We start from the raw sequence: 24,649 nt of genomic DNA on the forward strand, positions 1-24,649 counted from the left end.
TCCTGTAGGGACGACTGCTCGTCTTACGTCATCCTGACGAAAGTCAGGACCCAGAGCCGGATACGGTATCGCCCGTAATCCCTGGGTCCTGACTTTCGTCAGGATGACGGTAGGGTGGAGTTCATCCGCCTCGATACCGCTGATCTCAGTTCGAAGGCCGCGTGGTCCCCGCATACTTCGCTACCGCGGCAGCCGCTGCCTGGATCAGCCGCTGCCGCTCCGGCATCGGCCGGATCGTATCCCCGATCATCACCGCGATCGCATACCGTCGCCCATCTGGCGCAGTGAGCAGCCCGACGTCGTTGAACCCCGCATTGCGGCGACCCAGGTCCTGCCCGGTGCCGGTCTTGTGCGCGATCTCCCAACCACCAGGCAAGGCCGCGCGAAGCCGGGCACGACCGGTTACCGACCGCCCCATCGTGTCGAGGAGGATTTTGGTCGAGGTCTCCGACAAGATATCCCCCTTCGCCAGCCGCGCGATCGCATCGGCGATCGCGATCGGCGCCGCACCGTCGGGCGGATTGCGGACATACGCATTCAACGCGGCCTCGCGCACCGCCGGGGACAATCGGTTGCGTGCGGTCATGAAGCCGCCGTTGACGGCGTAGGACGGCTGCCAGACGAGCCCAGCGGTGCCGCTCTGCAACAGCCGCTCGCCCGGCCCGAACCGGATTGCGCCGAGCTGCTTCCGCGCGATCATCGACCGCACCGCCGACGGCCCGCCGACCCGCGCCAGCAACCGGTCGTTCGCGGTATTGTCGCTGTGCGTCAGCGCACGCGTCAGCAGGTCGTTGATCGTGGTGTGATACCCGTCGCCTTTCACCAGCATCGCGATCGGCTGGTGGAACAGCGTCAGATCCTGCGGCCGCACGACGATCGGTTCGTCGAGACGCAGCTTGCCCTGGTCGCGCAGGTCCATCACGGTCATCGCGACCCAAAGCTTGCTGACCGATTGCTGCGGCAGTAACTGACGCCCGCCGGCCTCGACCGTCCAGCCATCGTCGACCGCACGCACCGCGATGCCAGCCTTGCCCTGGAAGCCGCTCTGCAATTCGGAGATCGCGTTGACCAGGCTCGCCGGCGCGGGTCGCAGCGCGCGTGGCAGCGGTGGCGGTACCGGGATCGACACGAACCCCTCGGCCTGATGCACCGGCCCGACTGCGGGCGGGCTTGGCCGCGACGCCGATCCGCATCCGGCGAGCGCCATGCCGAACAGGGTCGTGGTCAAAAGACGCTTGAACGCACTCGCGGATGTCATGATCGATGGAACGCCCTGCACTGAAGCATCGACCCTTATCCGTTGATCCGGCGCGCGAAACAGCGGCCAAGCGGCGCTGCGACGAAGCGCGCCGACGGTGCGCCCAATCGCGCGGCGATCAGGGAACGAGAACCGTATCGACCGCGTCCGGCAGCGTTTCGGGATAATCGAGCGTGAAATGCAGCCCGCGGCTTTCGTGCCGGTGCAGCGCGGACCGGACGATCAACTCGGCGGTCTGGAGCAGGTTGCGCAGTTCGATCAGGTCGGGCGTGACGCGGAAATGCTGGTAATATTCGGCGACCTCTTCGTTGAGCAGCTTGATCCGGTGTTGCGCGCGTTCGAGGCGTTTCGTCGTGCGGACGATGCCGACGTAATTCCACATGAAGCGGCGGATTTCGGTCCAAGTCTGCTTGATCACGACCTCTTCATCGGAGTCGGTGACGCGGCTTTCGTCCCACGGGCGGATCGGCGGGGGCGGGGGCAGCGAGTCCCACGCGGCTGCGATGCTGTCCGCCGCCGCCTCGCCGAACACGAAGCATTCGAGCAGCGAATTGGACGCGAGCCGGTTGGCGCCGTGCAGGCCGGATTCGGTGCACTCGCCTGCCGCATACAGGCCCGGAAGATCGGTCTTGCCGTGTTCGTCGATGACGATGCCGCCGCACGTATAGTGCTGCGCGGGGACGACCGGGATCGGCTGCGTCGTCATATCGATGCCGAGCCCGAGCAGTTTCTCGTGGATGTTCGGGAAGTGATGCCGGATGAATTCGGCCGGCATGTGGCTGATGTCGAGATGAACGTAGTCGAGGCCATAGCGCTTGATCTCGGCATCGATCGCGCGCGCGACGATATCGCGGGGGGCGAGTTCCATCCGCGTAGGGTCGTAATAGGTCATGAAGCGCTTGCCGGTCGACGGGTTGATCAACCGCCCGCCTTCGCCGCGGACCGCCTCGGTGATCAGGAAATTCTTGACCTCCAGATTGTAGAGGCAGGTCGGGTGGAACTGCATCATCTCCATGTTGGAGACGCGCGCGCCTGCACGCCATGCCATTGCGATGCCGTCGCCGGTCGCACCGCGTGGGGCGGTCGAGAACAAATAGGTGCGGCCCGCGCCGCCGGTCGCGAGGATCGTCGCGCGCGGTGTAGAGCGCGACACGCTCGGTCTTGCGGTCAACCGCGTAGACCCCCCAGACGTTGCCCGAGCCCGAATAGCGTTGCTCGTGACGGCCGGTTGCGAGGTCGATCGCGATCTGGTCGGGCACCAGCGTGATGTTCGGATGTGCTTCGGCGGCCTTCTGCAACGCCTCCTGCACCGCCCAGCCGGTCGCGTCGGCGACGTGGACGATGCGGCGGTGCGAGTGCCCACCCTCGCGCGTCAGGTGCAGCGCGTTGCCTTCGGTCTCGAACGGCACGCCGAGATGCGTCAGGCGCTCGATCGCGGCGGGGGCACCCTCGACGACCATCTCGACGATCGCGCGGTCGTTAAGCCCGGCGCCGGCGACCATGGTGTCCTCGACATGGTTCTCGAACGTGTCGCCGGGTTCGAGCACCGCGGCGATCCCGCCTTGCGCCCAGGCGGTCGACCCTTCGTTGAGCGCGCCCTTCGCTAACACCGTGACCTTGAAGCGGTCGGCGAGATTGAGCGCGGCGGTGAGACCTGCGGCGCCCGAGCCGACGATCAGGATGTCGCTCGTCATGCGTTGGCGGCGCGGGTCAGGCTGAGGAAGACGTCCTCGAGATCGGGTTCCTTGGTCGAGACGTCGACGATGCCGAAGCCACCCGACTGGATCGCGGCGAGGACTTCGCCGGCGTTCACGCGGTCCTTCGAATACGTGATTTCGAGGGTGCGGGTGCCTTTTAGCGCGATCTTCTGGAAGCAGGCATTCGCGGGGATCTCGTTCACGTCGCGGTCGACGGTGACGGCGACGATCTTCTCCTGCGCCTTGCCGACCAGTTCGCGCGTCGGTTCGTTCGCGATCAGGCGGCCGTTGTTGATGATCGCGATCCGGTCGCAGAGTTCCTCGGCTTCCTCGAGATAATGCGTCGTGAGGACCACGGTGACGCCGGCCTGGTTGAGGCTGCGGACATAGGTCCAGAGCTGCTGGCGGAGTTCGATGTCGACGCCCGCGGTCGGCTCGTCGAGGACGAGGACGGGGGCGAGTGCACCATGGCCTTGGCCACCATCAGGCGGCGTTTCATGCCGCCCGACAGCGTGCGGGCGTAGGCGTGCGCCTTGTCCTCGAGATGCACCGCGCGGAGCAGTTCCATCGTGCGGCGCTTCGCCTTGGGCACGCCGTAGAGTCCGGCCTGGATTTCGAGCGTCTCGAAGGGCGAGAAGAACGGATCGAACAGGATCTCCTGGTTGACGATCCCGATCGACGCCTTGGCGTTGCGTGGGTGCTCGTCGATGTCGAAACCCCAGATCGCCGCGCTGCCGTCGGTCTTGTTGACGAGGCCGGCGAGGATATTGATCAGCGTCGACTTGCCCGCGCCGTTGGGGCCGAGCAGGCCGAAGATCTGGCCGCGGGGAACGTCGAATGTCACGTCGTCGAGCGCCCGCTTCGGCGGCGCGGTGCCGACGGGGGCGTAGGTCTTGCAGAGATTCTTGATGGCGATCGCGGCTTCGGTCATGCCAGCGGCATAGCGGCGCTGGCGGGGCTGGTCATCCCCTCGGGCGTTGCAAAGAAGATTTGTTCACGCGGAGACGCGGAGACGCGGAGGTGTTGCACCCAGCCTGTCGGTCGGGAGACGCAACTATCTGTTCCGCTGTCAGATGATTGGAAGGTCGCTTCGCGACAAGCGCAACACCTCCGCGTCTCCGCGCCTCCGCGTGAACCCATTCTTCCTTCTGGATCACGGGAAGAAGCAATTGCCCGGCCCGCGTACCCTTGCTATCGCCCCCTCATGCATCCGCCGCTCGAAACCACCCGCGTCACCCACGCCCGCGTCGCCTGCGACGGCGCCACCGACATCCCCGGCGGTGCGGCACTTGGCCATCCGCGCGTCTGGTTGCAGATCGACGAGACCGGCTATGTCGATTGCGGCTATTGCGACCGCCGCTTCATCCTGGTCGGCGGCGCCGCCGATGGCGCGGACCAGTCGACTTTGCGCGATCACGGGGATGGCGCAGGGCGCTAAGCCTCTTATATCTATCGGATGACGATAGCAGCAGACCCCCGTTCGTTTCTCTACCGCGATACCCTCGATCCCGAACAGGCGCAGGCGCTGACCGCCAAGGCGCTCGGCAAGGCCGATGATGGTGAGCTGTATCTCCAATACCGCAAGGCTGAGGCATTCGGGTTCGACGATGGTCGGCTGAAGACCGCCTCGTACGATACAAGCTCGGGCTTCGGCCTCCGCGCGGTATCGGGCGAGATGACCGCGTTCGCGCATTCGAACGAGATGACCCCCGCCGCGATCCGTCGCGCCGCCGAGACGATGGCGCTGATCGAACCGGGTGTCGCCGCAAAGGCCGGTCCGCCGCAGGGCACCAACCAGCGCCGCTACACCGCCGCCGATCCGCTCGACCTCGTGCCGTTCGCCGACAAGGTGAACCTTTGCCAGACGATCGACGCCGCCGCCCGGGCGCGCGATCCTCGTGTCGCGCAGGTATCGGTCAGCCTGTCCGGGACGTGGTCCGTGGTCGAGATCGTCCGCGCGGACGGCTTCGTCGCGACCGATGTGCGGCCATTGGTGCGCCTCAACGTTTCGATTGTCGCCGAGCAGAATGGGCGGCGGGAGACGGGTAGCTACGGGATCGGCGGCCGCTATCTCTACAACGACCTGTTCGAGCCGGCGACGTATAACCGCGCGATCGATGAGGCGTTGTCGCAGGCGTTGGTGAACCTCGACTCGATCGCCGCTCCTGCCGGCGAGATGACGGTGTTGCTCGGCAATGGCTGGCCCGGCATCCTGCTGCACGAGGCGATCGGTCACGGGCTCGAAGGCGATTTCAACCGCAAGGGCACGTCGGCGTTCTCGGGTCGCATCGGCGAGCGCGTTGCGGCCGAGGGCGTGACGGTGGTCGACGACGGCTCGCTCCAGGATCGCCGCGGGTCGCTGACGATCGACGACGAGGGCACGCCGACGCGCGAGACCGTGCTGATCGAGGACGGCATCCTCAAGGGCTATATGCAGGACCGCCTCAACGCGCGGCTGATGGGCGTCGAGGCGACCGGCAACGGGCGGCGCGAGAGTTATGCACACGCGCCGATGCCACGGATGACCAACACCTTCATGAAGGCCGGCAACGACGATCCGGCCGAGCTTTTGTCGCGCGTGAAGAAGGGCATCTTCGCAAAGGCGTTCGGTGGCGGGCAGGTCGATATCGTGTCGGGCAAGTTCGTGTTCAGCTGCACCGAGGCGTATCTGATCGAGGACGGCAAGCTCGGTGCGCCGATCAAGGGCGCGACGCTGATCGGCGATGGCCCGAGTTCGCTGACCAAGGTGCGCGGGATCGGCAACGACTTCGCGCTCGACGAGGGCATCGGAATCTGCGGCAAGGGCGGGCAGTCGGTACCGGCAGGCGTCGGGCAGCCGACGTTGCTGGTCGATGGGCTCACGGTCGGCGGGACGGCGGCTTAAAGTCCGCTGACCACCATGTCGATCGCGGCCTTGAGATCATATTCATAGTTTAGCAGCGAACCTACTTTTTCGCGCAGTTGTCGATCATCGACCGCGCGCAGAAACTGGATCGCTACCCGGTATTCTGTTCGGTCAATCGTCACGAGAGGGTTGAGGCGGGACTTGGAAACAGACGGTTCGTCGGGCTCGCGTAGCGGAGCTACGACCCGCGAGCGCAAGTCGCTCAAAAGATCGCTTTGGCAATCGACGACGAGACCATGGCCTTCGATTGAATAAACATCGAACTGCGCCATTTAGAGCGTCTCGAGACCGGACAGCGGAATTCCATTCTCGTCGATCCAGCGATTATGCGCCTCGATCCACTCTCGGTTCTCTTCTTTCCATCGCCGCTCGCGCTCGGTCTTGATCGCCGCGCGAAGTGCGGCCTCCGTCACCCGCGACATGTTGACACCCGCTTCTTTCGCCGCGGCCACGATGCCGGTATCGATCGACATGTTGACGGGGCGGCGTTTGCTTGAAGCTATGTCGTCGTGTTTCATGACGTAAAGCTATGCGCATAATCCATGCGCGTCAATTCGGAGCCGAACGATGGAATTCTTCTCCGCACTCACCGACGAGCACCGCGCGTTCGTTGCCCGGCAACCGGTGTTCTTTGTCGCGACGGCCGCCGAGGGCGCACGGATCAACCTCAGTCCGAAGGGCATGGACAGTTTTCGCGTACTCGATGCGAAGACGGTCGCGTATCTCGATGTTGGCGGATCGGGCAATGAGACGAACGCGCATCTTGCGGCGGACGGGCGCATCACGATCATGTTCTGCGCGTTCGACCAGCCTGCGCTGATCTTCCGCATCTATGGCACAGGCCGTGCGGTGTTGCCGCAGGACGACGGCTGGGCCGAGCTTTACGCGCGGTTCACGCCATTGCCGGGTACGCGGCAGATCTTCGTGATCGACGTCGACGAGGTGCAGGAGAGTTGCGGTTGGGGCGTGCCGTTCATGACGCTGGACCGCGAGCGCCAGACCCTGTCGAAATATCACGCGGCGCAGGCGGGAACCGAGCGGCTCGCGAAATGGGCTGGGCGGACCAGAAGCATCGACGGGCTGCCGGTGCGCGTTGCGACCGTCCTGCCGGACTGTGCCAGAGAATGAGCCTCGTCGAACTGGGGCGGTACGGCCGCAACGAGGCTCATATCATCGTCGGGCGGCTCGAGAGCGAAGGCATCCCGGCGATCGCGTTCGATGGCGGGATGTCGATCATGGAAGGGAGCTGGCTGCTGATCCCGGTGCGCGTCATGGTCGACGAGGATGATTACGAAGAAGCGCGGGGCATTTTAGCTGGGTGAGCGAGCGCATTGGGCGCTGGTGGAAAATTGCCTCCGTTACCTCCTGCCGTCATTCCCGCGCAGGCGGGGACCCATACGGGCAAAGCTTACGACTTCGTCGAAAGCTCATGAGTATATGGGTCCCCGCCTCCGCGGGGATGACGGGAATTGGGTGTCGGGCGTGCAAAGCAGGACGGGCAGGGCCAACACCCGCCCCGCCAAGATCAGCCCCCGCGCTGACCCGCCAGATCGCATTGCCGACATCGTCCGCCACCAGCAGGCCACCAGTCTTGTCGGTGATGACGCCGACCGGGCGGCCCTGTGCGTCGCCGTCCTTGTTAAGGAATCCGCCCAGCACATCGGTTGGCTTGGCATTCGCCGCCGGGAAGCCGGTGTCGCCGAAGGGCACGTAGACCACTTTGTAGCCTGACACCGGCTTGCGGTTCCACGAGCCATGCTCGCCGACGAACGCGCCATTGGCGAAGCGATCGCCGAGCTTCGCATCCGCCGAGAAGGTCAGGCCGAGCGCGGCGACATGGGGTCCGAGCGCGTAGTCGGGACGCTTCGCATATTGCTGGAGCGCGGGGTTCTTCGGCTCGACGCGGCTGTCGGGATAGCCGCCCCAATAATACCAGGGCCAACCGAAGTGATCGCCGAACTCGACCTGCGTCAGGTAATCGGGCGCGAGATCGGAGCCGAGCATGTCGCGTTCGTTGACGACGGTCCACAGCCCGCCCGACTTGGGGTTGATCGCCATGCCGTTGGGGTTGCGCAGGCCCGCGGCGTAGATCCGCCAGTTCTTGTCCTTCGGCCAGACCTGCAGGATGTTCGCGCGGTATTTCTCGGCGTCCATGCCGTTCTCGGCGATGTTCGAGGAGGAGCCGACGCCGACGTACAGCGTCTTGCCGTCGGCGGCCGCGATGACGTTGCGCGCCCAGTGATTGCCGCCGGGATTGAGCTTGATGACGAGCTCGGGCTTGGCGGTAATCTTGGTGGCGCCGTCGGTGTAGGGGACGCGGACCAGCGCGTCGGTATTGCCGATATAGAGCTGGCCATCGAGCAGCGTCATGCCGAACGGCGAGTTGAGGCCGGTCATGAACACCGACTTCGTTTCCGCCACGCCGTCGCCATTCGCGTCGCGGAGCAACGTGATGCGGTTCGCGGACGGCACGCCGGCGCCGGCGCGGCCCATCAGGACCTTCATCACCCAACCGGTGATCCCGCCGCCCTCGCGCGGCGGCGAGTTGGTTTCCGCTACCAGCACGTCGCCATTGGGCAGGCGGTACATCCAGCGCGGGTGATCGAGCCCGGTCGCGAACGGCTGGACCTTCAGGCCCGCGGCGGGCGTTGGCATCGCGCCGTTCTGCCAGCCGACGACCTTGGCGACCTTCACGGTCGGGATCGTCTGGATGCGCGGATCGGTGATCTTGGGCAGCTTGCCGGCGACCTGGTCGACCGACAGTTCCGCTGTGTCAGGCCAGGCGACATAGGTGACGCCCGCGGCGATCACTAGCAGGATCAGGCCAAGGACGATGAGGATGTGTTTGCGCATACGGGGAGATTAGGGGGCGAGGGGGTTGGGGCAATGGTTACGGCAAACTCCCCGTCGCCCCAACGCTCGCCGCGTCCGTCATCCCGGCGAAAGCTGGGATATTCATGAGGGAGGTACGGTGGCTTGAACCGGGAGATCCCAGCTTTGGCTGGAATGACGGGTGAGGGGGGCTTCCACTGACGATGCGCTCACAGTGAGCCCCCTCCACCCCGCCGCTGTGCGTCGCGGTCCCCCTCCCCGTGCCGGGGAGGAGTAAAAGGCCGCCGGCATCTCGAACAGGACGGAGATCAGAACCGGATCGGCATGCCCACGAACGCTTGCCACGTCTGGTTGTCGACGTGCTTGACGTCGAAGCGGACCCCGTAACGGCGACCGAGACGGTATTCCGCACCACCGCCGACGACGAAGCTGCTGCCCCACTTATTCGTGTCGCCGATACCGAGCGCGTCGCGAATACGGTATCTGTTGCCGCCATAGCCGACCGATCCGTACGCCATGACGCGCGGTGTCAGGACGTAGCCGGCACGCGCCGTGCCCCGAACACCGAACTGGGGCCGTTGTTCGTAGACCAGCGTCTCGAACGTCGCCCTGTTGTCCCGGCCTCCTGTGGTACCGGCAATCTCGAGGCCGAGCCGCCAGTTGCGGGATGCGGCGATGTCATAGCCGGCGAACACGCCGCCACCAAAGCTGCTGGCCCTGTAATAACGATCATAGCTGGCGACGAGCGTGTCGTTCTCGTAGTTTTCGAACTGAAGCACGAAATGGTGTTCGAGTAGTCCGGCCTCGACACCCACCGACGGACCGGTGAAGGGAAGCTCCACTTCCTGGGCCGACACTGGGCTCGCTACCATCATCGCTGCCATAACGCCTGCAAACTTCATCGCTGATCCCCTTTTTCGAGAAGGAGATCATTGGCCAGCCGCAATGAACCGCCGTTTACAGGATAGCGAGACTGATCAGTCTTCGACCAATTCGATCACCGGTGGATGCAGGCGCAGCCGGTTGATGCGGCGCTCGTCGGCATCGGTGATCTCCAGCTTCCACCCGCTTGGATGATCGACGCACTCGCCGATCTGGGGCACGTGGCCCGCAAGCAACGCCGCCAGACCGCCGAGCGTGTCGATATCGCCGTCGACTTCCGCCAGACGCGGATCGATCAACTCGGCTGCATCTTCGAGTTCGGCGCGTGCGTCGGCATCCCACGCACCGCCCTCGATTGGCGTCATCAGCACCTGCGGCGCCTCGTCATGCTCGTCCTCGACCTCGCCGACGATCTCCTCGATCAGGTCCTCGAACGTGACGAGGCCTTCAGTGCCCGAATATTCGTCGAGCACGATCGTCAGGTGGACGTGCTTCTGCCGCATGTCGGCGAGCAGATCGAGCGCACCGCGCGACATCGGCGCGTACAGCGGCTCGCGGATCAGCCCCGTGATCGACGTGGGATGCTCGGCACCGGTCGCGAGGATGTTGAAGACGTCCTTGATGTGGACCATGCCGATGATCGTATCGAGGTTGTCGCGGTACACCGGCAGGCGGCTGTGCCCGGCCTCGGCGAACAGCTTGACGAGATCGGCGAACGGCGTGTCTTCCTCGACCGCGATGATGTCTGCGCGCGGCACGCCGACATCGCCGGCGTCGCGCTCGCTGAAGTGGAGCAGGTTGCGGACCATCTGGCGCTCGAGCGGGGTGAGGTCGCCCTTCGCATCGGGGGCGGGATCGCCCTCGTGCCGGTCGATCGCATCCTCGAGCTGATCGCGGAGAGACTCGTCTTGAGCACCGAAGATCAGGCCCTTGAGCCCGCGCCAGATACTGTCGCTACTATCGCCGTTTCCGGCATTGGGGCCATCGGCCATCGTGGTCGTCAGTCCTCTGTTATCAAATAGGGGTCGTGGAGTCCGAGCGCGGCGAGCGCGTCGCGCTCGATCTGCTCCATGCCCTCGGCCTCGTCGTCGTCGATATGGTCATAGCCTAGCAGATGCAGCGTGCCGTGCACCATCAGATGCATCGCATGATCCTCGACCGAGATATTGCGCTCGGCGGCTTCCGCGACGCAGACGCCGTGCGCGAGGATGATGTCGCCGAGCAGCACCTCGCCGTCGTCGGAGTTCTGCGTGATCGTCTCCAACAGGTCGGGCTGGACCATCGGGAAGGACAGGACGTTGGTCGGCTTGTCCTTCTGGCGATATTGCTTGTTGAGCGTATGCACTTCGTCGTCCGACGCGAGCCGGACCGAAATCTCGACCGTCGCGGCGCTGGTCAGCAACTCGCCATGCGGAGTTCGCTCGATCGCTGCCGTCGCCGCGCGGAGGGCGAGCGCGTCCCAGTCGTGGTCCGGCCAGGGGGCGTCGGAAGAGAGCGCGATTTCGAGCATGCAGGTCCTTCAGGCGAGATCAGGCGAGATCGGTTTGGGCGAAATCATTACCCTTGTAGAGAAGTTCCGCACCATGGGTTTTCGCGCAGGCATAGGCGAAGCAATCGCCCATGTTGAGCTTCGCGGGGTGGTTCCCTTTGCCGTAGCGTTCGTGAGCCATGATGGCCTCCCGGGTCTCGGTCTCGCCGATCGGTACGAGGCGGAGTGCAAAGTCGACCATGAACGTCTCGACTTCGGCGTGCGCGACGGCGACGGGAACCTTGCGCTTGCGTGCTACGGCGCGGACCGTTTCCCATAGCGACATTGCCGAGCACAGCACCGCGTCAGCCTGACCGTATCGCTTCTCGAGGGAGAAGGCTTCGGGCTCGCCCGTCATGATCGCAACCATTGCGGATGCGTCCAGGAATGCGATCAATCGTCATCTTCGTCGTTGAGCGAGATCGTAGAAGGCCTTGTCCGCTTCCAACCCCGTCGGTTCGCCTAGCGGATGAGCCGCTCGCCAAGCCGCGAACCGGTCATGGATACTCCCATGCTTCTCCGTTTCCAGCATACGCTTGCGGTGCAGGAGGGCGTCGTGGACCGCTGCGGTCTTGCTGGTGCCGAGCAAGCCCGCCACCTCACGTGCGAGATCGGCGGTATCCGCGTTCTTGATATAGAGCGATGCCATCGTCCGACTCCGGGGATATCCTGAAGATGTACTCCAGGATATCCCAGGCATCAAGCATCCGTGCCTTCATAGGCCGCGACGACCCGACCAACGATCGGGTGGCGGACGACGTCGCCGACGGTGAAGCGGCACATCGAGATGCTCTCCACGCCCTCCAACCGGGTGACGGCATCCGCCAAACCCGAGGCCGCCACGCCGCCGGGAATGTCGACCTGCTTGGGATCGCCGCAGATCACCATGCGGCTGTTCTGGCCGAAGCGGGTGAGGAACATCTTCATCTGCGCAGGCGTGGTGTTCTGCGCCTCGTCGAGGATCACGAACGCGTCGGCCAGCGTGCGGCCGCGCATGAAGGCGATCGGGGCGACTTCGATCTCGCCGCTGGCGATGCGGCGTTCGACCTGCTCGGCGGGGAGGCAGTCGTAGAGCGCATCGTACAGCGGGCGAAGGTACGGATCGACCTTCTCCTTCATGTCGCCGGGGAGGAAGCCGAGGCGTTCGCCGGCTTCGACCGCGGGGCGCGAGAGGATCAGCCGCTGGACGCTGCCAGTGATGAGTTGCTGCACCGCCTGCGCGACGGCAACATAGGTCTTGCCCGTACCTGCCGGCCCGAGTGCGAAGATCATGTCGTTGTTGGCGAGCTCGCGCATGTAGTGCGCCTGCGCGGGCGTGCGCGGGACGATCGTCTTCTTGCGCGTACGGATCATGATCGGGGGCGCGCCGCCGCCACCGGCATCGGCACGGATGATGCCTTCGAGCACGGGCTCGTCCGCCATCGCGATCGACGCGTCGACCAAGCCGGTGTCGACGTCCTCGCCGCGCTGGATGCGGGCGTAGAGGTCGTGGAGCACGTCACGCGCCTTTGCGACCTGTTCGGCGGTGCCCTCCAAGCCGATCTTGTTCCCGCGTGCAGTGATGTAGACGCCGAGGCGGTTCTCGAGCGCTACCAGATTCTGGTCGTACTGGCCGAACAGCCGGACGAGCAATTGGGGCTTGTCGAACAGCAGCTCGACACGGGCGCGGTCACCGGACTGGGCGGGAACGGGTTTACGGCTCATACGGTCCTTTCGAGATGTCAAAGGCTACGCTTGGAAGCGTCGAACCGTAACCTCTGGAAGGAAGATGAGGAGCGGGGCGCCGACCTTCAACCCGCGCCATGACGGCGGGTCGGAAGAGCATCGGATCGCGCGGGCGCAACTGCATCGCCGAGGAGTGTGACAGGCGATTGGGGTCGAGGACAGGGGAATCGTGTAGGTCCGCGCGAAGGCTCGAAATCGGTGCCTTGGCGCCTCGGCAGCGAGAGGTCCTCACTGATCCTCCCCGGTAAGGGGAGGTGTCTGGCGCTTGCCAGGCGGAGGGATGACGCCCTCTCGATAGCGCGGTCACCCCTCCGTCAGCCCTTCGGGCTGCCACCTCCCCTATCAGGGGAGGATAGGTTTCAGGCGGCTTCGCGCACGCGTTCGATGCCGGTCAGGGAATTCGGGCCGGCGGCGGCTAGCGTTACCTCGACCAGGTCACCGATCGCGTGGTTACCGATCAAGTGGACCGATTGCAGCCACGGGGACTTGCCGATCAGCTGTCCGGGGAGTTTGCCCGTGCGTTCGAGCAGGACCATGCAGGTGCGGCCTACCGTGGCTGCATTGAAGGCGTGTTGGTCGCGGTTGAGTGCGGCCTGGAGGCGTTGGAGGCGCTCGTCCATGACGGCTTCGGGGACCTGCTCGACGATCGACGCGGCCGGTGTGCCGGGGCGGGGGCTGTATTTGAAGCTGTAGGCCTGCGCATAGCCGACCGCGTCGACGAGGCTTAGCGTGTCCTCGAACTCGGCGTCGGTCTCGCCGGGGAAGCCGACGATGAAGTCGCCGGACAGCGCGATGTCAGGGCGGACGGCGCGGACGCGGTCGAGCAGGCGGAGATAGGAGTCGCGGGTGTGGCTGCGGTTCATCGCCTTGAGGACGCGGTCGCTGCCGGCCTGCACGGGAAGGTGGAGGAACGGCATCAGGCTCTCGATGTCGCGGTGCGCGTCGATCAGGCCTTGAGTCATGTCGTTGGGGTGGCTCGTGGTGTAGCGGATCCGCGCGAGGCCGGGAATGCGGTCGAGGTCGCGGATCAGGTCGTGGAGGCCGCGCTCGTTTTCCGACCACGCGTTGACGTTCTGACCGAGCAGCGTGATCTCGCGCGCACCGGCATCGACCAGCGCCTTTGCCTCGTCGACGATCGCCGCGAACGGCCGGCTGATCTCCGCGCCCCGCGTGTAGGGGACGACGCAATAGGTGCAGAACTTGTCGCACCCTTCCTGCACGGTGAGGAACGCCGAGGGCGCGACCTTCCGGCGGGCGGGGAGTGCGCCGAACTTCGACAGGAGCGGCATGTCGGTGTCGAGCGAGGGTGTGCCGGCGGCGGCCTTCGCGACCAGCTCGGGCAGGTTGTGATAGGCTTGCGGGCCGACGACGATGTCGACCTTGGCGCGCGTGAAGATCTCCTCGCCTTCGGCCTGCGCGACGCAGCCGGCGACAGCAATCATTGGCGTCTTGCCGGACTTGCGGCGCTGATCCTTCCGGAGGCGGCCGATGTCCGAATAGACTTTTTCGGTGGCGCGTTCGCGGATGTGGCAGGTGTTGAGGACGACGACGTCGGCGTCGACCGCGTCGGCGTGGGTGAGGCCCTGGGCGGCCATTAGTTCGGCCATCCGCTCGCCGTCGTAGACGTTCATTTGGCAGCCGAAGGATTTTACGTGGAAGGTTTTGGGAGGGGACATGCGGGGGGCGTACCAAATTTGTGGGCGTGGGGGGAGGGGGCGTTGCTAGAGCGTCTTTTCGAGCACCGTCAGGGAGGCCCCGCTGGAGCACCGCCCCGGCGGAGGCCGGGGGCCAATTAGAAAGGTTGCAGTAACGGAGCGCCGTCTTCCGTTAGCAATGTCCCCCAATTGGGCCCCGGCCTTCGCCGGGGTGGTGTTTCGGTGTTGGGGATGGTGGGCGCTTCCCTCGCTTGTTCTCCCGCGAAGGCGGGAGTCCAGACTGGGCCCCCGCCTTCGCGGGGGAACACTCTTTGTTCGGGCTACAGCGCTTCCATGCGGCGCCTTGCTTCGGCGGCTATGGCTTTTCGGTCGCCATATTCCGCGGGATCGAACGGTTCTGCGAAGTTCAGCGTCGCCACGAATGTGCCCTTACGCTTGAGAACGCGGGCGGCGTGGTGTTGGCCGGGCTCGTCGCCGACCCACGCGAGTTCATCGGTCGCCGCGCCATAATCGATGCGGACCGGTTGCACGCGGACGCCCGGCGGGGGCGGGTCCAGGGCCGCCAGCAATGCCGCCTTGAAAGGGAGGAGCGTCGTGCCGTCTCCCGTCGTGCCTTCGGGGAACAAGGTTACGGGCCAGTCTGCCGCAAGCGCGTCGCGGACCTGGGCGATCTGGGCGGTTACCGCCATGCGGTCGGCCCGCGACACGAAGATGGTGTGGTTCAGCGTGCAGAGCCAGCCGACCAGCGGGGCGCCGCGCAGTTCGGATTTCGCCACGAAGGCGCTGCCGGTTGCGCCGGAGAGCAGCAGGATATCGATCCAGCTCAGGTGGTTCGAGACGAACACGACGTCGTGGCGGAGCGGGGTGCCGACCACTCGCACCCGAGCGCCGACGATCCGCGCGACCAGTCCCAGGAACCGCGGCGGCCAAGGCGACTTCCGACCGAACAGTCGCCATGCGCCATGTAACGGAAGCGCCAGAATCAGCGCGAGCAACAGCGCCGCCAGCCGCGCCCCAAATCGCACCCGGCCGATCGGCTCAGTCCTTGCGGGCGAGCGCGACGCCGTAGAGTTCCATGCGGTGATCGACCAGCCGGAAGCCCAGCTTCTCGGCGATAGCCTTCTGCAACTGCTCGAGTTCGGGATCGACGAATTCGATCACCTTGCCGCTCTCGACGTCGATCAGGTGATCGTGATGCGCTTCGGGCGCAGGCTCGTACCGGGCGCGGCCGTCGCCGAAATCGTGGCGGTCGAGGATGCCGGCTTCCTCGAACAACCGGACGGTGCGGTACACCGTCGCGATCGAGATGCCGGGGTCGATCTGCGATGCGCGCTCATAGACCTTCTCGACGTCGGGATGGTCGTCCGCCTCGGACAGCACGCGTGCGATGACGCGGCGCTGCTCGGTGATGCGCAGGCCCTTCTCGTTGCAGAGTGCTTCCAGATCGATCTTGCGCGGCATGTGTCATTCCCTCGTTGCACCCCATGTAGGACGTCCGCGCTGTTGCGAAAAGGGATAGTGACTCGCAATAAGCCTTAGCTGTTGATATCTTTCGAATAGGTGTGTGCGTCATACGCGACGCCGGTCTTGCCGCGGTAATAGGCGCGGCGCTCACCGACCTTCGCGAAGCCGTGTGTAGCATACATCTTGACCGCGTCGTTACCGGCGCGGACTTCGAGATGGAGTTTGGCGATGCTGCCGACCGAGCATTCGGCGATGGCTGCGCGGATCAAGGCGGTGCCGACGCCGCGACGACGATAATCGGGGGCGACTGCGATCAGCAGGAGTTCGGCTTCGTCGGCGACCAACCGGGTCATCGTGAACCCTGCGGGAAGTCGTCGACGAACGCGAGCGTGAGGTGGACGCCGGTGAGCGCTAGCACGCCGAGGCACTGGCTGCGCGTCCACGCTTCGCCGTAGCGCGGGTCGAACGCGTCGGTCATCAGTGCGTCGACGATCGCAAGATCGCGTGCGTCGCCGGTGCGGAGCGTGACGGTGCGGGTGGCGACTTGGCGGCTGGCCATTATTTCGGAACCGACGGCTTGGCGTCGGGGGCACGGCCGTAGATCGGGCTTGGTGAAAGGGCGGTCAGCGATGCTGGGAGCAGGATCGCGGAGGCTGCGTCGGGTAGCGCTTCGGTGAGGTCGAGGCTCCCTTCGAACTGGGCATCTAGTGCAGCAAGCCAGCGGACGCCGTTGCCGACCGCACGCCGCCCCGCCAGCGCGGCGAGCGCGGCGGCGGGCTTCAGCGATACCATGTCGGATCGCGGCGACAGATCGGCGGCAAAGGCCTGCATGAAGACCTCGCCATGCCCGCCTTCCATGACGACCGCAATATCGTCGGTTAAGCGGTCGGCAAAACCGGCGGCGGCGATGAGCGGGAGCGAGGAGAAGCCGGCGATTTCCGCATCCCAACCGAGTGCTAGCCCGCGGGCTGCGGCGATGCCGACGCGGACGCCGGTAAAGCTGCCGGGGCCGCAATCGACGAGGATGCGGTCGGCGCGGCCGCCGTTGGGGAGCTCGGCGATCATCGGGATGAGCCGTTCGGCATGGCCGCGGCCGACGACTTCGTGCGCACGGGCGAGGACAACGCCGTCCTCGATGAGCGCGACCGAGCAGGCGGTGGTGGATGTTTCGATTACTAGCGTGCGCATTGTTTATTCCGTCACATCCCAACGTCCCAACGTCCGTCACCCCAGCGCAGGCTGGGGTCTCCCGGTTGGCGAAGCCGTGGCCATTAACGGGAAGACCCCAGCTTTCGCTGGGGTGACGGCCTTTGGCTAGCGCCGTTGGCTAGCGCGGTCAGGCTATAGTGTTGAACTTCGCGAAATCGGGGCGGGGCGAGCGGGCGTAGATCGTCGCGGGATCGCCGTGGCCGAGCGTCGAGATGAAGTTGGTCCGCACCGCAGGCGTGTCGTGGAAGAACGCCGCATCGACCTTGCCCGCGTCGAAGCCAGACATCGGCCCGGTATCGAGCCCGAGCATCCGCGCGGCGATGATGAAATAGGCGCCCTGGAGCGTCGAGTTGCGGAAGGCGGACGCCTCGCGCAGTTCGGCGTTGCCGTCGAACCAGGACTTCGCGTCTGCGTGCGGGAAGAGCTCGGGGAGGTGCTCGTGGAAATTGGTGTCCATGCCGATGATCACAGAGACCGGCGCGTTGAGGATTTTCGGCTGGTTCTGCGCGCTGCACGCGTCGGCGAGCTTCTGCTTCGCCTCGTCGCTGACCACCCAGATCAGCCGCGCGGGGAGCTGGTTGGCGGAGGTCGGGCCCCACTTCATCAGGTCCCAGATCGCGTGCAGTTCGGACTCGGCGACCGGCTGGTCGGTGTAGCCGTTGTAGCTGCGCGCTTCGCGGAAGATCGTATCGAGGACGGCGTCGTCCAATTTCTCGCGCATCAGACGGCTCGCACTTCGGTGACTTCGGGGACGTAGTATTTGAGCAGTTGCTCGATGCCGTTCTTGAGCGTGGCGCTCGACGACGGGCAGCCGGCGCAGGCGCCCTGGAGCTGGAGGAACACCTTGCCCTTGTCGAAGCCGCGATAGACGATGTCGCCGCCGTCGTTCGCCACTGCGGGCCGGACGCGGGTGTCTATGAGTTCGCGGATCTGCGCGACGATGTCGGCGTCGGCGGGATCGTCTGACAGCGCGGGCTCGTCCGATGGCACCGAGAAACCGGCGCGCGCGGGCTTGAACAGCGGCATCGCGGCGGAGAAGTGATCGAGCAGGATCGCCAGCACGTCGGGCTTGAGGTCCGACCAGGCGACGCCCGGGCCCGCGGTCACCGACACGAAATCGCGGCCGAAGAACACGCCGGTCACGTCGCCGAGATTGAAGATCGCCTCGGCCAGCGGACTGGTCTCGGCCTCCTCCGGCGTGGCGAAGTCGCGCGTGCCAGCGTCCATTACGGTGCGTCCCGGCAGGAACTTCAGCGTCGAGGGGTTCGGGGTGGATTCCGTTTCGATGAGCATGCACCGCATGTGGCCCGACGGGCGCGGTGGATCAAGCGCGGAACGGGAAACGGTTTCTTTCGGGGGTGAGGAGGGGGGACGTTGCGCGGGAGAACATGCTTTGGACGGACCGGGCCTCCCCCAAATTCGTAATCTTTCAAGTCCGTCACCCCCAGCGAAAGCTGGGGTATCCCCGTTGGGAAGCGTGTGGCTCGAACCGAGATACCCCAGCTTGCGCTGGGGTGACGGAGTTTGTAGTGGCGACAGAGTTTGTATTAGCGACGGGTTGGCGGCTGGGGTGAACTCAGACGTCCATCGCCTTCACCGCGGCGTTCCAGCTGCCGATGTTGCGGACCGCGTCCTGGACGAAGGCGGAGCGGCGGACGACGCCCAGGAACAGGTCGGCGATCCACTTGCCGGGGTTGCGCAACGGGCGTTCGAACTGGATCAGCAAGACGACGCGGGTGCCGGTCGTGTCGTTCCAGACCTCGTGCTGATAGGTGTCGTCGAACACCAGCGTCTCGCCTTCCGCCCAGCGCACGACGCGGTCGTGGACGCGCATGCGGACGTCGCCGTCGCGCGGGACGATAAGGCCGAGGTGGCAGGTGATCAGGCCCTTGGTCACGCCGCGATGCTCGGGGATGTGCGTGCCCGGCGCGAGGATCGAGAAGAACGCGCTGTTGAGACCGGGGATGCGCGCGACGGCGGCCGCCGTGTGCGGGCAGCGCGCGAGGCTCTCCTCGATCGGATAGCCGTAGCCGTAGAGGAAGAACGAGCGCCATTTGTCGACTTCCGCGATCGAGCGGTGATCGGGCGAGATCGTCGCGAGGCTGGGGGATGCTTCGCCTTGCAGCGCGACGTGGACGGCTTCGTCGCGGATTGCGGCCCAGTTCTCGCGCAGGCCTGCGGTCCAGGCGAAATCGCGGACGTCGAGGACGGGATCGTTGGCGACCAGCGAGGACGAGGCGATCATGCGGTCGAACACGCCGCGCAAATGCTTGCCGACGCGGATGATCAGCGGGCGGTTGGCTTCGGCGACCATGGGGGCGCCGGGTTTGGGTGCGCCCGAGATCACGTTCAGATCGGGCATTCGGGCGCCGCGGCGTACTGCCGGCCCGCCCGATTCCCGCCACAATGAAGACTGTCTCAGTTCATGGCCCAGTTCGTGGCTCAGTTCGGCTTCGACCGTCATCTCTACCCTGTATCCCGGCGCGTCGCGCGGCCGATCCCGTTGTTAGAACACGATATACCGGCAGTGTTGGACGAAATGATGGCATCCGCACGCCGGGTGCGGAGGCAGGGCACTGGCGAGCGACGCCTGCGACCGCTACAGATGCACCATGGTGTCTTTCTCGCGCTTGTATCGCGCTCCCGTCCTGCTCCCCCTCGTGCTCGGGCTGGCCATTCCGGCAAGCGGCCAGATGGCGACGCAACAGGCTGCCTCTACCCCGACTAGGGAAGCGCCGACGCTTCCCGAGCTGCCGGGGATCGATACGACCGCGTGGCTCTACAAGGGCAGCGATCTCACGCGGGATCCGGAGTGGAAGTTCGGCACGCTGCCCAACGGCATGCGCTTTGCGGTGCGGAAGAACGGCGTGCCACCGGGCCAGGTGTCGGTGCGCGTGCGGATCGATGCCGGGTCGCTGAACGAGACGGACAGCGAGCGGGGCTTTGCGCATTTCATCGAGCATCTCTCGTTCCGCGGGTCCGAGTACGTCCCCGACGGTGAGGCGAAGCGCGTGTGGCAGCGGTTCGGGGCGACCTTCGGGTCGGACACTAACGCGCAGACGACGCCGACCTCGACCACGTTCAAGCTCGACCTGCCCTCGGCAACCGAGGCGGGGCTCGACGAGAGCCTGAAGATCATGTCCGGCATGATGGAGAAGCCGACGATCACCGACGCGTCGGTCGCTGCCGAGCGCCCGATCGTGCTCGCCGAACAGCGCGAGCAGCCGGGGCCGCAGGTGCGGTTCGGCGATGCGATCCGCGCGACGTTCTTCGCGGGCCAGCCGCTCGCGGATCGCTCGCCGATCGGCAACATCAAGACGCTAGAGGCCGCCACTGGCGCTACGGTCAAGGCGTTCCACGATCGCTGGTACCGGCCGGAGAACACCGTCGTCATCATCTCGGGCGACATGGATCCGGCGCTGTTCGGGCGGTTGATCGTCAAGAACTTCGCCGACTGGAAGCGCACCGACCCGGTCACGCCCGCGCCCGATTTCGGCAAGCCCGACCCGAAGGCGCCGGTCTCCGCGACGATCGCCGAGCCGGCGATCCCGGCGGTGGTGACGCTCGGCGTGGTGCGGCCGTGGGAGTATAAGGACGACACCGCGATCATGAACCAGAAGCGGCTGGTCGACGTGCTCGCGACGCGGCTCATCAGTCGTCGTCTGGAAACGCGGGCGCGGGCGGGCGGCAGCTTCCTTCAGGCGGGCGTGTCGATCGACGACGTCTCGCGCTCGGCGAACCTGACCAGCGTCAACATCGTGCCGATCGGGACCGATTGGGAAGCGGCGTTGAAGGACGTGCGCGCGGTGATCGCCGACGCGCAGACCAACGCGCCGAGCCAGGCCGAAGTCGACCGCGAGTATGCCGATTTCGACACGATCATGCGGACCAGCGTCGAGACGGCCAAGGTCGAGGCGGGCTCGAAGCAGGCGGACGACATGGTCGGCGCGCTCGACATCCGCGAGACGGTGGCTGGGCCGGAAACCTCGTACAAGATTTTGCAGGACGCCAAGGCGAAGGGCATGTTCACGCCCGCCACGCTGCTCGCGTCGAGCAAGGCGATCTTCGAGGGCACGGCAACGCGCGCCCTTGTCAATACGCAGACGCCTGATGCGGGCGCTGCGGCCAAGCTGGCGACCGCGTTGAAGGCTGACGTGTCGGGTCTCGCCGGCAAGCGTCGCGCACAAGCGGCGGTCGATTTCTCGAAGCTGCCGTCGCTCGGCAAGCCGGGCGTCGTTGCGAGCCGCGAGAAGATTGCCGCGTTCGACATGGAGCAGGTGAACTTCGCCAACGGCACGCGCGTGCTGCTGTTCCCGAACGCGGGCGAGACCGGGCGCGTGTATGTCCGCGTGCGGTTCGGTGGCGGCTATACCGCGATCCCGTCGAACCGGCCGACTCCGGCATGGGCGGGCGATCTTGCGCTGGTTGCAGGCGGTATCGGCAAGCTCGATCAGGGCGATCTCGACCAGCTGACTGCGGGTCGGCGGATCGGGCTCGACTTCGGAATCGACGACGATGCGTTCACGCTGAGCGCGATTACGTCGCCGACGGATTATGCCGATCAGTTGCGGCTGATGGCGGCCAAGTTGGCGTTCCCGGCGTGGGACCCGGCGCCTGTAGCGCGTGCGCGGGTCGCGGCGCTGGCGGGGTTTGCGGGCTATGATTCGTCGCCCGACGGCGTGTTGTCGCGTGACCTTGAGGGCCTGCTGCGCGCGGGCGATCCGCGTTGGGGGACGCCGTCGAAGCCGACCGTCGAGGCGCTGAATGCGAAAGACTTCCGCGCATTCTGGGAGCCGATCCTCAAGACCGGGCCGATCGAGGTCTCGATCTTCGGCGACGTGAAGACCGAGGATGCGATCGCGGCGGTGGCGAAGTCGTTCGGGGCGATGAAGCCGCGGACGGCGGTGTCGACGGTCGGCGCGCCGGTCGGCTTCCCCGCGCACAACGCGACGCCGGTGATGCGTGCGCATACCGGGCCTGAGAACCAGGCGGCGGCGGTGATCGCGTGGCCGACGGGTGGCGGGATCGACAACATCGTCGAGGCGCGGCGTCTCGATGTGCTGGCGCAGGTGTTCAGCGACCGGCTGTTCGAGCGTCTCCGGCAGGCGGCAGGGGCGAGCTACAGCCCCAACGTGTCGAGCCAGTGGCCAGTGGGTATGAACAGCGGCGGGCGGATGGTCGCGATCGGGCAGGTCGCGCCGGACAAGGTGTCGTTCTTCTTCCAGATCGCCCGCCAGATCGCGGCGGAACTGGTGTCGACGCCGATCGCGGCGGACGAGCTGGACCGGATCAAGAAGCCGATGGGGCAGTACATCCTGCGCGCCTCGACCGGAAACCAGTTCTGGTTGCAGCAGCTTGGCGGCGCGACGTTCGACCCGCGGCGGATCGCGGCGACGCAGCGGATCGCGAGCGATCTGGTGGCGACCACGCCGGTGGAGTTGCAGGCGACGGCGGCGAAGTATCTGCGGCCGGAGAAGGACTGGACGATGGCCGTGGTGCCGGCTGCGGCGAAGAAGTGACCGCTTAATCCCTCTCCCCGTCGGGGAGAGGGAGGGAGGAGCCACTTGGCGACGGAAGTGTGAGGGGCTTTGGTCGGAGGCGTTGCGAGCCTCACGCCCCTCTCCCTCCCACGCGCAAGGGCGCGCGGGCCCCTCCCTCTCCCCGTGGGGGAGAGGGTTATTTGTAGAGCGCGTCCAGCCTCTCGCCGTAGGCCTGCTTCAACACATGCCGCCGGATCTTCAAACTCGGCGTGAGCTGCTCGTTCTCGATCGTGAACGGGCCGTCGGCCAGTACGAACCTGCGCACCCGCTCCGTTACGGTCAGGTCCGCGTTCACCCGCTCGACCGCATGGCCGATCGCGGTGCGGAACTCGCTGTTCTCCGCCAGACGTGCGAAGCTGCACGCGTCGCCGTTCCCTGCGCACCATTCCTGCGTCCATTCCGGATCGGGCACGACCAGTGCGACCATGTACGGGCGCTTGTCGCCGGCGATCATCGCCTGCGCGATTTCGGGCTGGAGCGTCAGCATACCCTCGACCTTTTGCGGGGCGACGTTCTCGCCCTTGTCGTTGATGATCAGGTCCTTCTTGCGATCGGTAATGCGGATACGGCCGCGGTCGTCGATCTCGCCGATGTCGCCGGTGTGGAGCCAGCCGTCCTTCAGCACCTTGGCGGTCTCGGCGTCGTTGCGCCAATAGCCGTGCATGACGAGTTCGCCGCGCACCAGGATCTCGCCGTCCTCGGCGATCCGAACTTCGGTGTCTTTCAACGCCGGTCCGACCGAGTCCATCCGGACGCCGGCCTTGGGGCGGTTGCAGGAGATGACGGGGGCGGCTTCGGTCTGGCCGTAACCTTGCAGGAAGGTGAGGCCGAGTGCTTCGAAGAACAGGCCGACTTCGGGATTGAGCGGTGCGCCGCCCGAGATCATCGCCTTTAGCCGCCCACCGAATTTTTCGAAATCTTCGGCTTGAACAGCGTCGCGACCGCGGCCTGCATCGGCCGGTCGATCAAACGGAGACGACCGGCATAGCGCTTGCCGCCGATGTCGAGCGCTTGGCGCAGGAGATACGCCGACGCGCCGCCCTGTTTCTCGATCGTCTTCGAGATGCGCGTGCGGAGGACTTCGAACAGGCGGGGGACGACGAACATGATCGTCGGCCGCGTTTCCTCGATGTTCGCGGCGAGCTTTTCGAGACCCTCGGCGTAGTAGATCTGGCCGCCAAGCGAGATCGGGAAATGCTGGCCGCCGGTGTGCTCGTAGGCGTGGCTGAGCGGCAGGAACGACAGGAAGACCTCGTCGTCCCAGCCGAAATCCTCCGAAATGACCGACGCGCAACCCGCGCAGTTATGGAGGATCGCGCCGTGGTGCTGCATGACGCCGCGTGGCGCGCCGCCGGTACCGCTCGTGTAGATAATGCAGGCGAGGTCTTCGCGTTCGAAGTCGGCGCGGGCGGCGGCGGTCTCGGGGGCGGTCTGATGCGCGGCGATCAGTGCGTGCCAGTTATGGAAGTCGATTCCGGCGGGGACCTTCATGTCCTCCAGGCCGATGACGGTCTGCGCTTGGTTCGATCGGATGACCGCGGGGAGGAGCGTCTTCGCGAGCTTGGCGGTCGAGACGATGATCGCGCAGGCGCCGGCGTTCTCGATGATGTGAAGGTGATCGCGCTCGGTGTTGGTGACGTAGGTCGGCACGGTAATGCACCCTGCCGCCATGATCGCGAGGTCGCTGAGGCACCATTCCGGCCGGTTCTCGCTGACCAGCATGACACGGTCGCCGCGCTTCAAGCCGATTTCGGTGAGTGCGGTGGCAAGGGCAGCGACCTGCCGCGCGGCGTCGGCCCAACTGGTGGAGACCCATGCGCCGCTCGTCTTGGTCCACAGGAACGGCGCATCGCCCTTCTCCGCAGCACGCGCGAAGAACATCGCGACGAGGTTCGGGAATCGTTCGAGCTGACGGGCCATGATCTCTCCCTGGGCGCAGCGGGAGCCGACGCGC

At 65.8% G+C, this 24,649-nt stretch carries 24 protein-coding genes and 3 pseudogenes; 5 read left to right on the forward strand and 22 right to left on the reverse strand.

Annotated elements, in window-relative coordinates; translation table 11 throughout:
* Positions 1-145 precede the first annotated feature (145 nt).
* The 3 genes and pseudogenes from QP181_RS18240 to QP181_RS18250 form a co-directional block, all read right to left on the reverse strand.
* Positions 146-1,258: a serine hydrolase gene (locus tag QP181_RS18240; protein WP_243693217.1), complete on the reverse strand. Its 1,113-nt coding sequence runs from the start codon at positions 1,256-1,258 to the stop codon at positions 146-148.
* A 118-nt stretch (positions 1,259-1,376) separates the two neighbouring features.
* A pseudogene (gene nadB / locus QP181_RS18245) lies at positions 1,377-2,952 on the reverse strand (L-aspartate oxidase).
* Positions 2,949-3,886: pseudogene (locus QP181_RS18250) on the reverse strand (ABC transporter ATP-binding protein). The pseudogenes nadB and QP181_RS18250 overlap by 4 nt, the downstream one beginning before the upstream one ends.
* A gap of 273 nt (positions 3,887-4,159) precedes the next feature.
* Here QP181_RS18250 and QP181_RS18255 point away from each other — a divergent pair.
* On the forward strand, positions 4,160-4,393 hold the full coding sequence (locus tag QP181_RS18255) for a zinc-finger domain-containing protein (RefSeq protein WP_031393477.1): 234 nt from the start codon (positions 4,160-4,162) through the stop codon (positions 4,391-4,393).
* Positions 4,394-4,411: 18 nt separating this feature from the next.
* Positions 4,412-5,839 carry a metalloprotease TldD gene (gene tldD, locus QP181_RS18260; protein ID WP_120299871.1) on the forward strand — a complete coding sequence of 476 codons (1,428 nt, stop codon included), beginning with the start codon at positions 4,412-4,414 and terminating at the stop codon, positions 5,837-5,839.
* Here tldD and QP181_RS18265 read toward each other — a convergent pair.
* A complete protein-coding gene (locus tag QP181_RS18265; protein ID WP_333929393.1) occupies positions 5,836-6,132 on the reverse strand; it encodes a CcdB family protein in 297 nt (98 codons plus the stop codon). The two genes, tldD and QP181_RS18265, sit on opposite strands and share 4 nt — an antisense overlap.
* Positions 6,133-6,378: a type II toxin-antitoxin system CcdA family antitoxin gene (locus QP181_RS18270; RefSeq protein ID WP_333929395.1), complete on the reverse strand. Its 246-nt coding sequence runs from the start codon at positions 6,376-6,378 to the stop codon at positions 6,133-6,135.
* Between the two features lie 49 nt (positions 6,379-6,427).
* Here QP181_RS18270 and QP181_RS18275 point away from each other — a divergent pair, with 49 nt between their 5' ends.
* Together QP181_RS18275 and QP181_RS18280 are read left to right on the forward strand one after the other, a co-directional pair.
* Positions 6,428-6,988: a pyridoxamine 5'-phosphate oxidase family protein gene (locus tag QP181_RS18275; protein WP_333929396.1), complete on the forward strand. Its 561-nt coding sequence runs from the start codon at positions 6,428-6,430 to the stop codon at positions 6,986-6,988.
* Positions 6,985-7,182, forward strand: a complete 198-nt coding sequence (locus QP181_RS18280; protein ID WP_333929397.1) for a putative signal transducing protein — start codon at positions 6,985-6,987, stop codon at positions 7,180-7,182. Before QP181_RS18275 ends, QP181_RS18280 begins: the two co-directional genes overlap by 4 nt.
* A 49-nt stretch (positions 7,183-7,231) precedes the next feature.
* Here the strand turns inward: QP181_RS18280 and QP181_RS18285 are convergent, their stop codons facing one another.
* From QP181_RS18285 to QP181_RS18360, 16 genes are all read right to left on the reverse strand, one after another.
* Positions 7,232-8,713 (reverse strand): PQQ-dependent sugar dehydrogenase, encoded by a 1,482-nt coding sequence (locus tag QP181_RS18285; RefSeq protein WP_333929398.1) that lies wholly within the window; start codon positions 8,711-8,713, stop codon positions 7,232-7,234.
* A 287-nt stretch (positions 8,714-9,000) separates the two neighbouring features.
* Positions 9,001-9,594 carry an outer membrane protein gene (locus QP181_RS18290; protein ID WP_333929399.1) on the reverse strand — a complete coding sequence of 198 codons (594 nt, stop codon included), beginning with the start codon at positions 9,592-9,594 and terminating at the stop codon, positions 9,001-9,003.
* 75 nt (positions 9,595-9,669) lie between these two features.
* Entirely contained in the window at positions 9,670-10,566 is an 897-nt protein-coding gene (locus QP181_RS18295) for a hemolysin family protein (RefSeq protein WP_132737665.1), read from the reverse strand.
* Positions 10,567-10,574: 8 nt separating this feature from the next.
* Positions 10,575-11,084, reverse strand: a complete 510-nt coding sequence (ybeY, locus tag QP181_RS18300) for an rRNA maturation RNase YbeY (protein ID WP_333929400.1) — start codon at positions 11,082-11,084, stop codon at positions 10,575-10,577.
* A 19-nt stretch (positions 11,085-11,103) separates the two neighbouring features.
* On the reverse strand, positions 11,104-11,499 hold the full coding sequence (locus QP181_RS18305; RefSeq protein WP_333929401.1) for a type II toxin-antitoxin system VapC family toxin: 396 nt from the start codon (positions 11,497-11,499) through the stop codon (positions 11,104-11,106).
* A 3-nt stretch (positions 11,500-11,502) separates the two neighbouring features.
* Positions 11,503-11,751, reverse strand: coding sequence for a type II toxin-antitoxin system VapB family antitoxin (locus QP181_RS18310; protein WP_333929402.1), 249 nt, complete (start codon positions 11,749-11,751; stop codon positions 11,503-11,505).
* Between the two features lie 50 nt (positions 11,752-11,801).
* Entirely contained in the window at positions 11,802-12,806 is a 1,005-nt protein-coding gene (locus tag QP181_RS18315; protein ID WP_132737677.1) for a PhoH family protein, read from the reverse strand.
* Between the two features lie 380 nt (positions 12,807-13,186).
* Complete coding sequence (miaB, locus tag QP181_RS18320) at positions 13,187-14,503, reverse strand: tRNA (N6-isopentenyl adenosine(37)-C2)-methylthiotransferase MiaB (protein ID WP_333929403.1); 1,317 nt, start codon at positions 14,501-14,503, stop codon at positions 13,187-13,189.
* 299 nt (positions 14,504-14,802) lie between these two features.
* Positions 14,803-15,477 carry a lysophospholipid acyltransferase family protein gene (locus QP181_RS18325; RefSeq protein WP_333929404.1) on the reverse strand — a complete coding sequence of 225 codons (675 nt, stop codon included), beginning with the start codon at positions 15,475-15,477 and terminating at the stop codon, positions 14,803-14,805.
* Positions 15,478-15,520: 43 nt separating this feature from the next.
* Entirely contained in the window at positions 15,521-15,943 is a 423-nt protein-coding gene (locus tag QP181_RS18330; RefSeq protein WP_055873135.1) for a Fur family transcriptional regulator, read from the reverse strand.
* Positions 15,944-16,017: 74 nt separating this feature from the next.
* Positions 16,018-16,299: a GNAT family N-acetyltransferase gene (locus QP181_RS18335; RefSeq protein ID WP_333929405.1), complete on the reverse strand. Its 282-nt coding sequence runs from the start codon at positions 16,297-16,299 to the stop codon at positions 16,018-16,020.
* Positions 16,296-16,505 carry a hypothetical protein gene (locus QP181_RS18340; protein WP_333929406.1) on the reverse strand — a complete coding sequence of 70 codons (210 nt, stop codon included), beginning with the start codon at positions 16,503-16,505 and terminating at the stop codon, positions 16,296-16,298. Before QP181_RS18340 ends, QP181_RS18335 begins: the two co-directional genes overlap by 4 nt.
* A complete protein-coding gene (gene tsaB, locus QP181_RS18345) occupies positions 16,505-17,134 on the reverse strand; it encodes a tRNA (adenosine(37)-N6)-threonylcarbamoyltransferase complex dimerization subunit type 1 TsaB (protein WP_333929407.1) in 630 nt (209 codons plus the stop codon). The genes QP181_RS18340 and tsaB overlap by 1 nt, the downstream gene beginning before the upstream one ends.
* 148 nt (positions 17,135-17,282) lie before the next feature.
* The gene (locus tag QP181_RS18350) at positions 17,283-17,876 is read right to left on the reverse strand and encodes a malonic semialdehyde reductase (RefSeq protein WP_333929409.1); all 594 of its coding nucleotides are present in this window, start codon (positions 17,874-17,876) and stop codon (positions 17,283-17,285) included.
* Complete coding sequence (locus QP181_RS18355) at positions 17,876-18,448, reverse strand: NifU family protein (protein ID WP_056050182.1); 573 nt, start codon at positions 18,446-18,448, stop codon at positions 17,876-17,878. The genes QP181_RS18350 and QP181_RS18355 overlap by 1 nt, the downstream gene beginning before the upstream one ends.
* A gap of 283 nt (positions 18,449-18,731) precedes the next feature.
* Positions 18,732-19,619, reverse strand: a complete 888-nt coding sequence (locus tag QP181_RS18360; protein WP_333929410.1) for an aspartyl/asparaginyl beta-hydroxylase domain-containing protein — start codon at positions 19,617-19,619, stop codon at positions 18,732-18,734.
* Positions 19,620-19,767: 148 nt separating this feature from the next.
* Between QP181_RS18360 and QP181_RS18365 the strand changes: the two genes are divergently transcribed.
* Positions 19,768-22,674, forward strand: a complete 2,907-nt coding sequence (locus QP181_RS18365) for a M16 family metallopeptidase (RefSeq protein ID WP_333929411.1) — start codon at positions 19,768-19,770, stop codon at positions 22,672-22,674.
* Positions 22,675-22,831: 157 nt separating this feature from the next.
* Here QP181_RS18365 and QP181_RS18370 read toward each other — a convergent pair.
* Positions 22,832-24,615, reverse strand: a pseudogene (locus tag QP181_RS18370) (AMP-dependent synthetase/ligase).
* Positions 24,616-24,649 lie beyond the last annotated feature (34 nt).

The sequence above is a fragment of the Sphingomonas sp. LR55 genome, from assembly GCF_036856015.1.
Lineage (GTDB): Bacteria > Pseudomonadota > Alphaproteobacteria > Sphingomonadales > Sphingomonadaceae > Sphingomonas.

Excerpts from the sequence above, each read along its gene's own strand:
- miaB (WP_333929403.1), bottom strand. The coding sequence starts at position 14,503 with ATGTCCCCTCCCAAAACCTTCCACGTAAAATCCTTCGGCTGCCAAATG.
- QP181_RS18265 (WP_333929393.1), bottom strand. The coding sequence starts at position 6,132 with ATGGCGCAGTTCGATGTTTATTCAATCGAAGGCCATGGTCTCGTCGTC.
- QP181_RS18365 (WP_333929411.1), top strand. The coding sequence starts at position 19,768 with ATGGTGTCTTTCTCGCGCTTGTATCGCGCTCCCGTCCTGCTCCCCCTC.
- QP181_RS18355 (WP_056050182.1), bottom strand. The coding sequence starts at position 18,448 with ATGCTCATCGAAACGGAATCCACCCCGAACCCCTCGACGCTGAAGTTC.
- tsaB (WP_333929407.1), bottom strand. The coding sequence starts at position 17,134 with ATGCGCACGCTAGTAATCGAAACATCCACCACCGCCTGCTCGGTCGCG.
- QP181_RS18280 (WP_333929397.1), top strand. The coding sequence starts at position 6,985 with ATGAGCCTCGTCGAACTGGGGCGGTACGGCCGCAACGAGGCTCATATC.
- QP181_RS18270 (WP_333929395.1), bottom strand. The coding sequence starts at position 6,378 with ATGAAACACGACGACATAGCTTCAAGCAAACGCCGCCCCGTCAACATG.
- tldD (WP_120299871.1), top strand. The coding sequence starts at position 4,412 with ATGACGATAGCAGCAGACCCCCGTTCGTTTCTCTACCGCGATACCCTC.
- QP181_RS18330 (WP_055873135.1), bottom strand. The coding sequence starts at position 15,943 with ATGCCGCGCAAGATCGATCTGGAAGCACTCTGCAACGAGAAGGGCCTG.
- QP181_RS18310 (WP_333929402.1), bottom strand. The coding sequence starts at position 11,751 with ATGGCATCGCTCTATATCAAGAACGCGGATACCGCCGATCTCGCACGT.
- QP181_RS18335 (WP_333929405.1), bottom strand. The coding sequence starts at position 16,299 with ATGACCCGGTTGGTCGCCGACGAAGCCGAACTCCTGCTGATCGCAGTC.
- QP181_RS18340 (WP_333929406.1), bottom strand. The coding sequence starts at position 16,505 with ATGGCCAGCCGCCAAGTCGCCACCCGCACCGTCACGCTCCGCACCGGC.
- QP181_RS18350 (WP_333929409.1), bottom strand. The coding sequence starts at position 17,876 with ATGCGCGAGAAATTGGACGACGCCGTCCTCGATACGATCTTCCGCGAA.
- QP181_RS18240 (WP_243693217.1), bottom strand. The coding sequence starts at position 1,258 with ATGACATCCGCGAGTGCGTTCAAGCGTCTTTTGACCACGACCCTGTTC.
- ybeY (WP_333929400.1), bottom strand. The coding sequence starts at position 11,084 with ATGCTCGAAATCGCGCTCTCTTCCGACGCCCCCTGGCCGGACCACGAC.
- QP181_RS18255 (WP_031393477.1), top strand. The coding sequence starts at position 4,160 with ATGCATCCGCCGCTCGAAACCACCCGCGTCACCCACGCCCGCGTCGCC.
- QP181_RS18360 (WP_333929410.1), bottom strand. The coding sequence starts at position 19,619 with ATGACGGTCGAAGCCGAACTGAGCCACGAACTGGGCCATGAACTGAGA.
- QP181_RS18295 (WP_132737665.1), bottom strand. The coding sequence starts at position 10,566 with ATGGCCGATGGCCCCAATGCCGGAAACGGCGATAGTAGCGACAGTATC.
- QP181_RS18290 (WP_333929399.1), bottom strand. The coding sequence starts at position 9,594 with ATGAAGTTTGCAGGCGTTATGGCAGCGATGATGGTAGCGAGCCCAGTG.
- QP181_RS18285 (WP_333929398.1), bottom strand. The coding sequence starts at position 8,713 with ATGCGCAAACACATCCTCATCGTCCTTGGCCTGATCCTGCTAGTGATC.
- QP181_RS18315 (WP_132737677.1), bottom strand. The coding sequence starts at position 12,806 with ATGAGCCGTAAACCCGTTCCCGCCCAGTCCGGTGACCGCGCCCGTGTC.
- QP181_RS18275 (WP_333929396.1), top strand. The coding sequence starts at position 6,428 with ATGGAATTCTTCTCCGCACTCACCGACGAGCACCGCGCGTTCGTTGCC.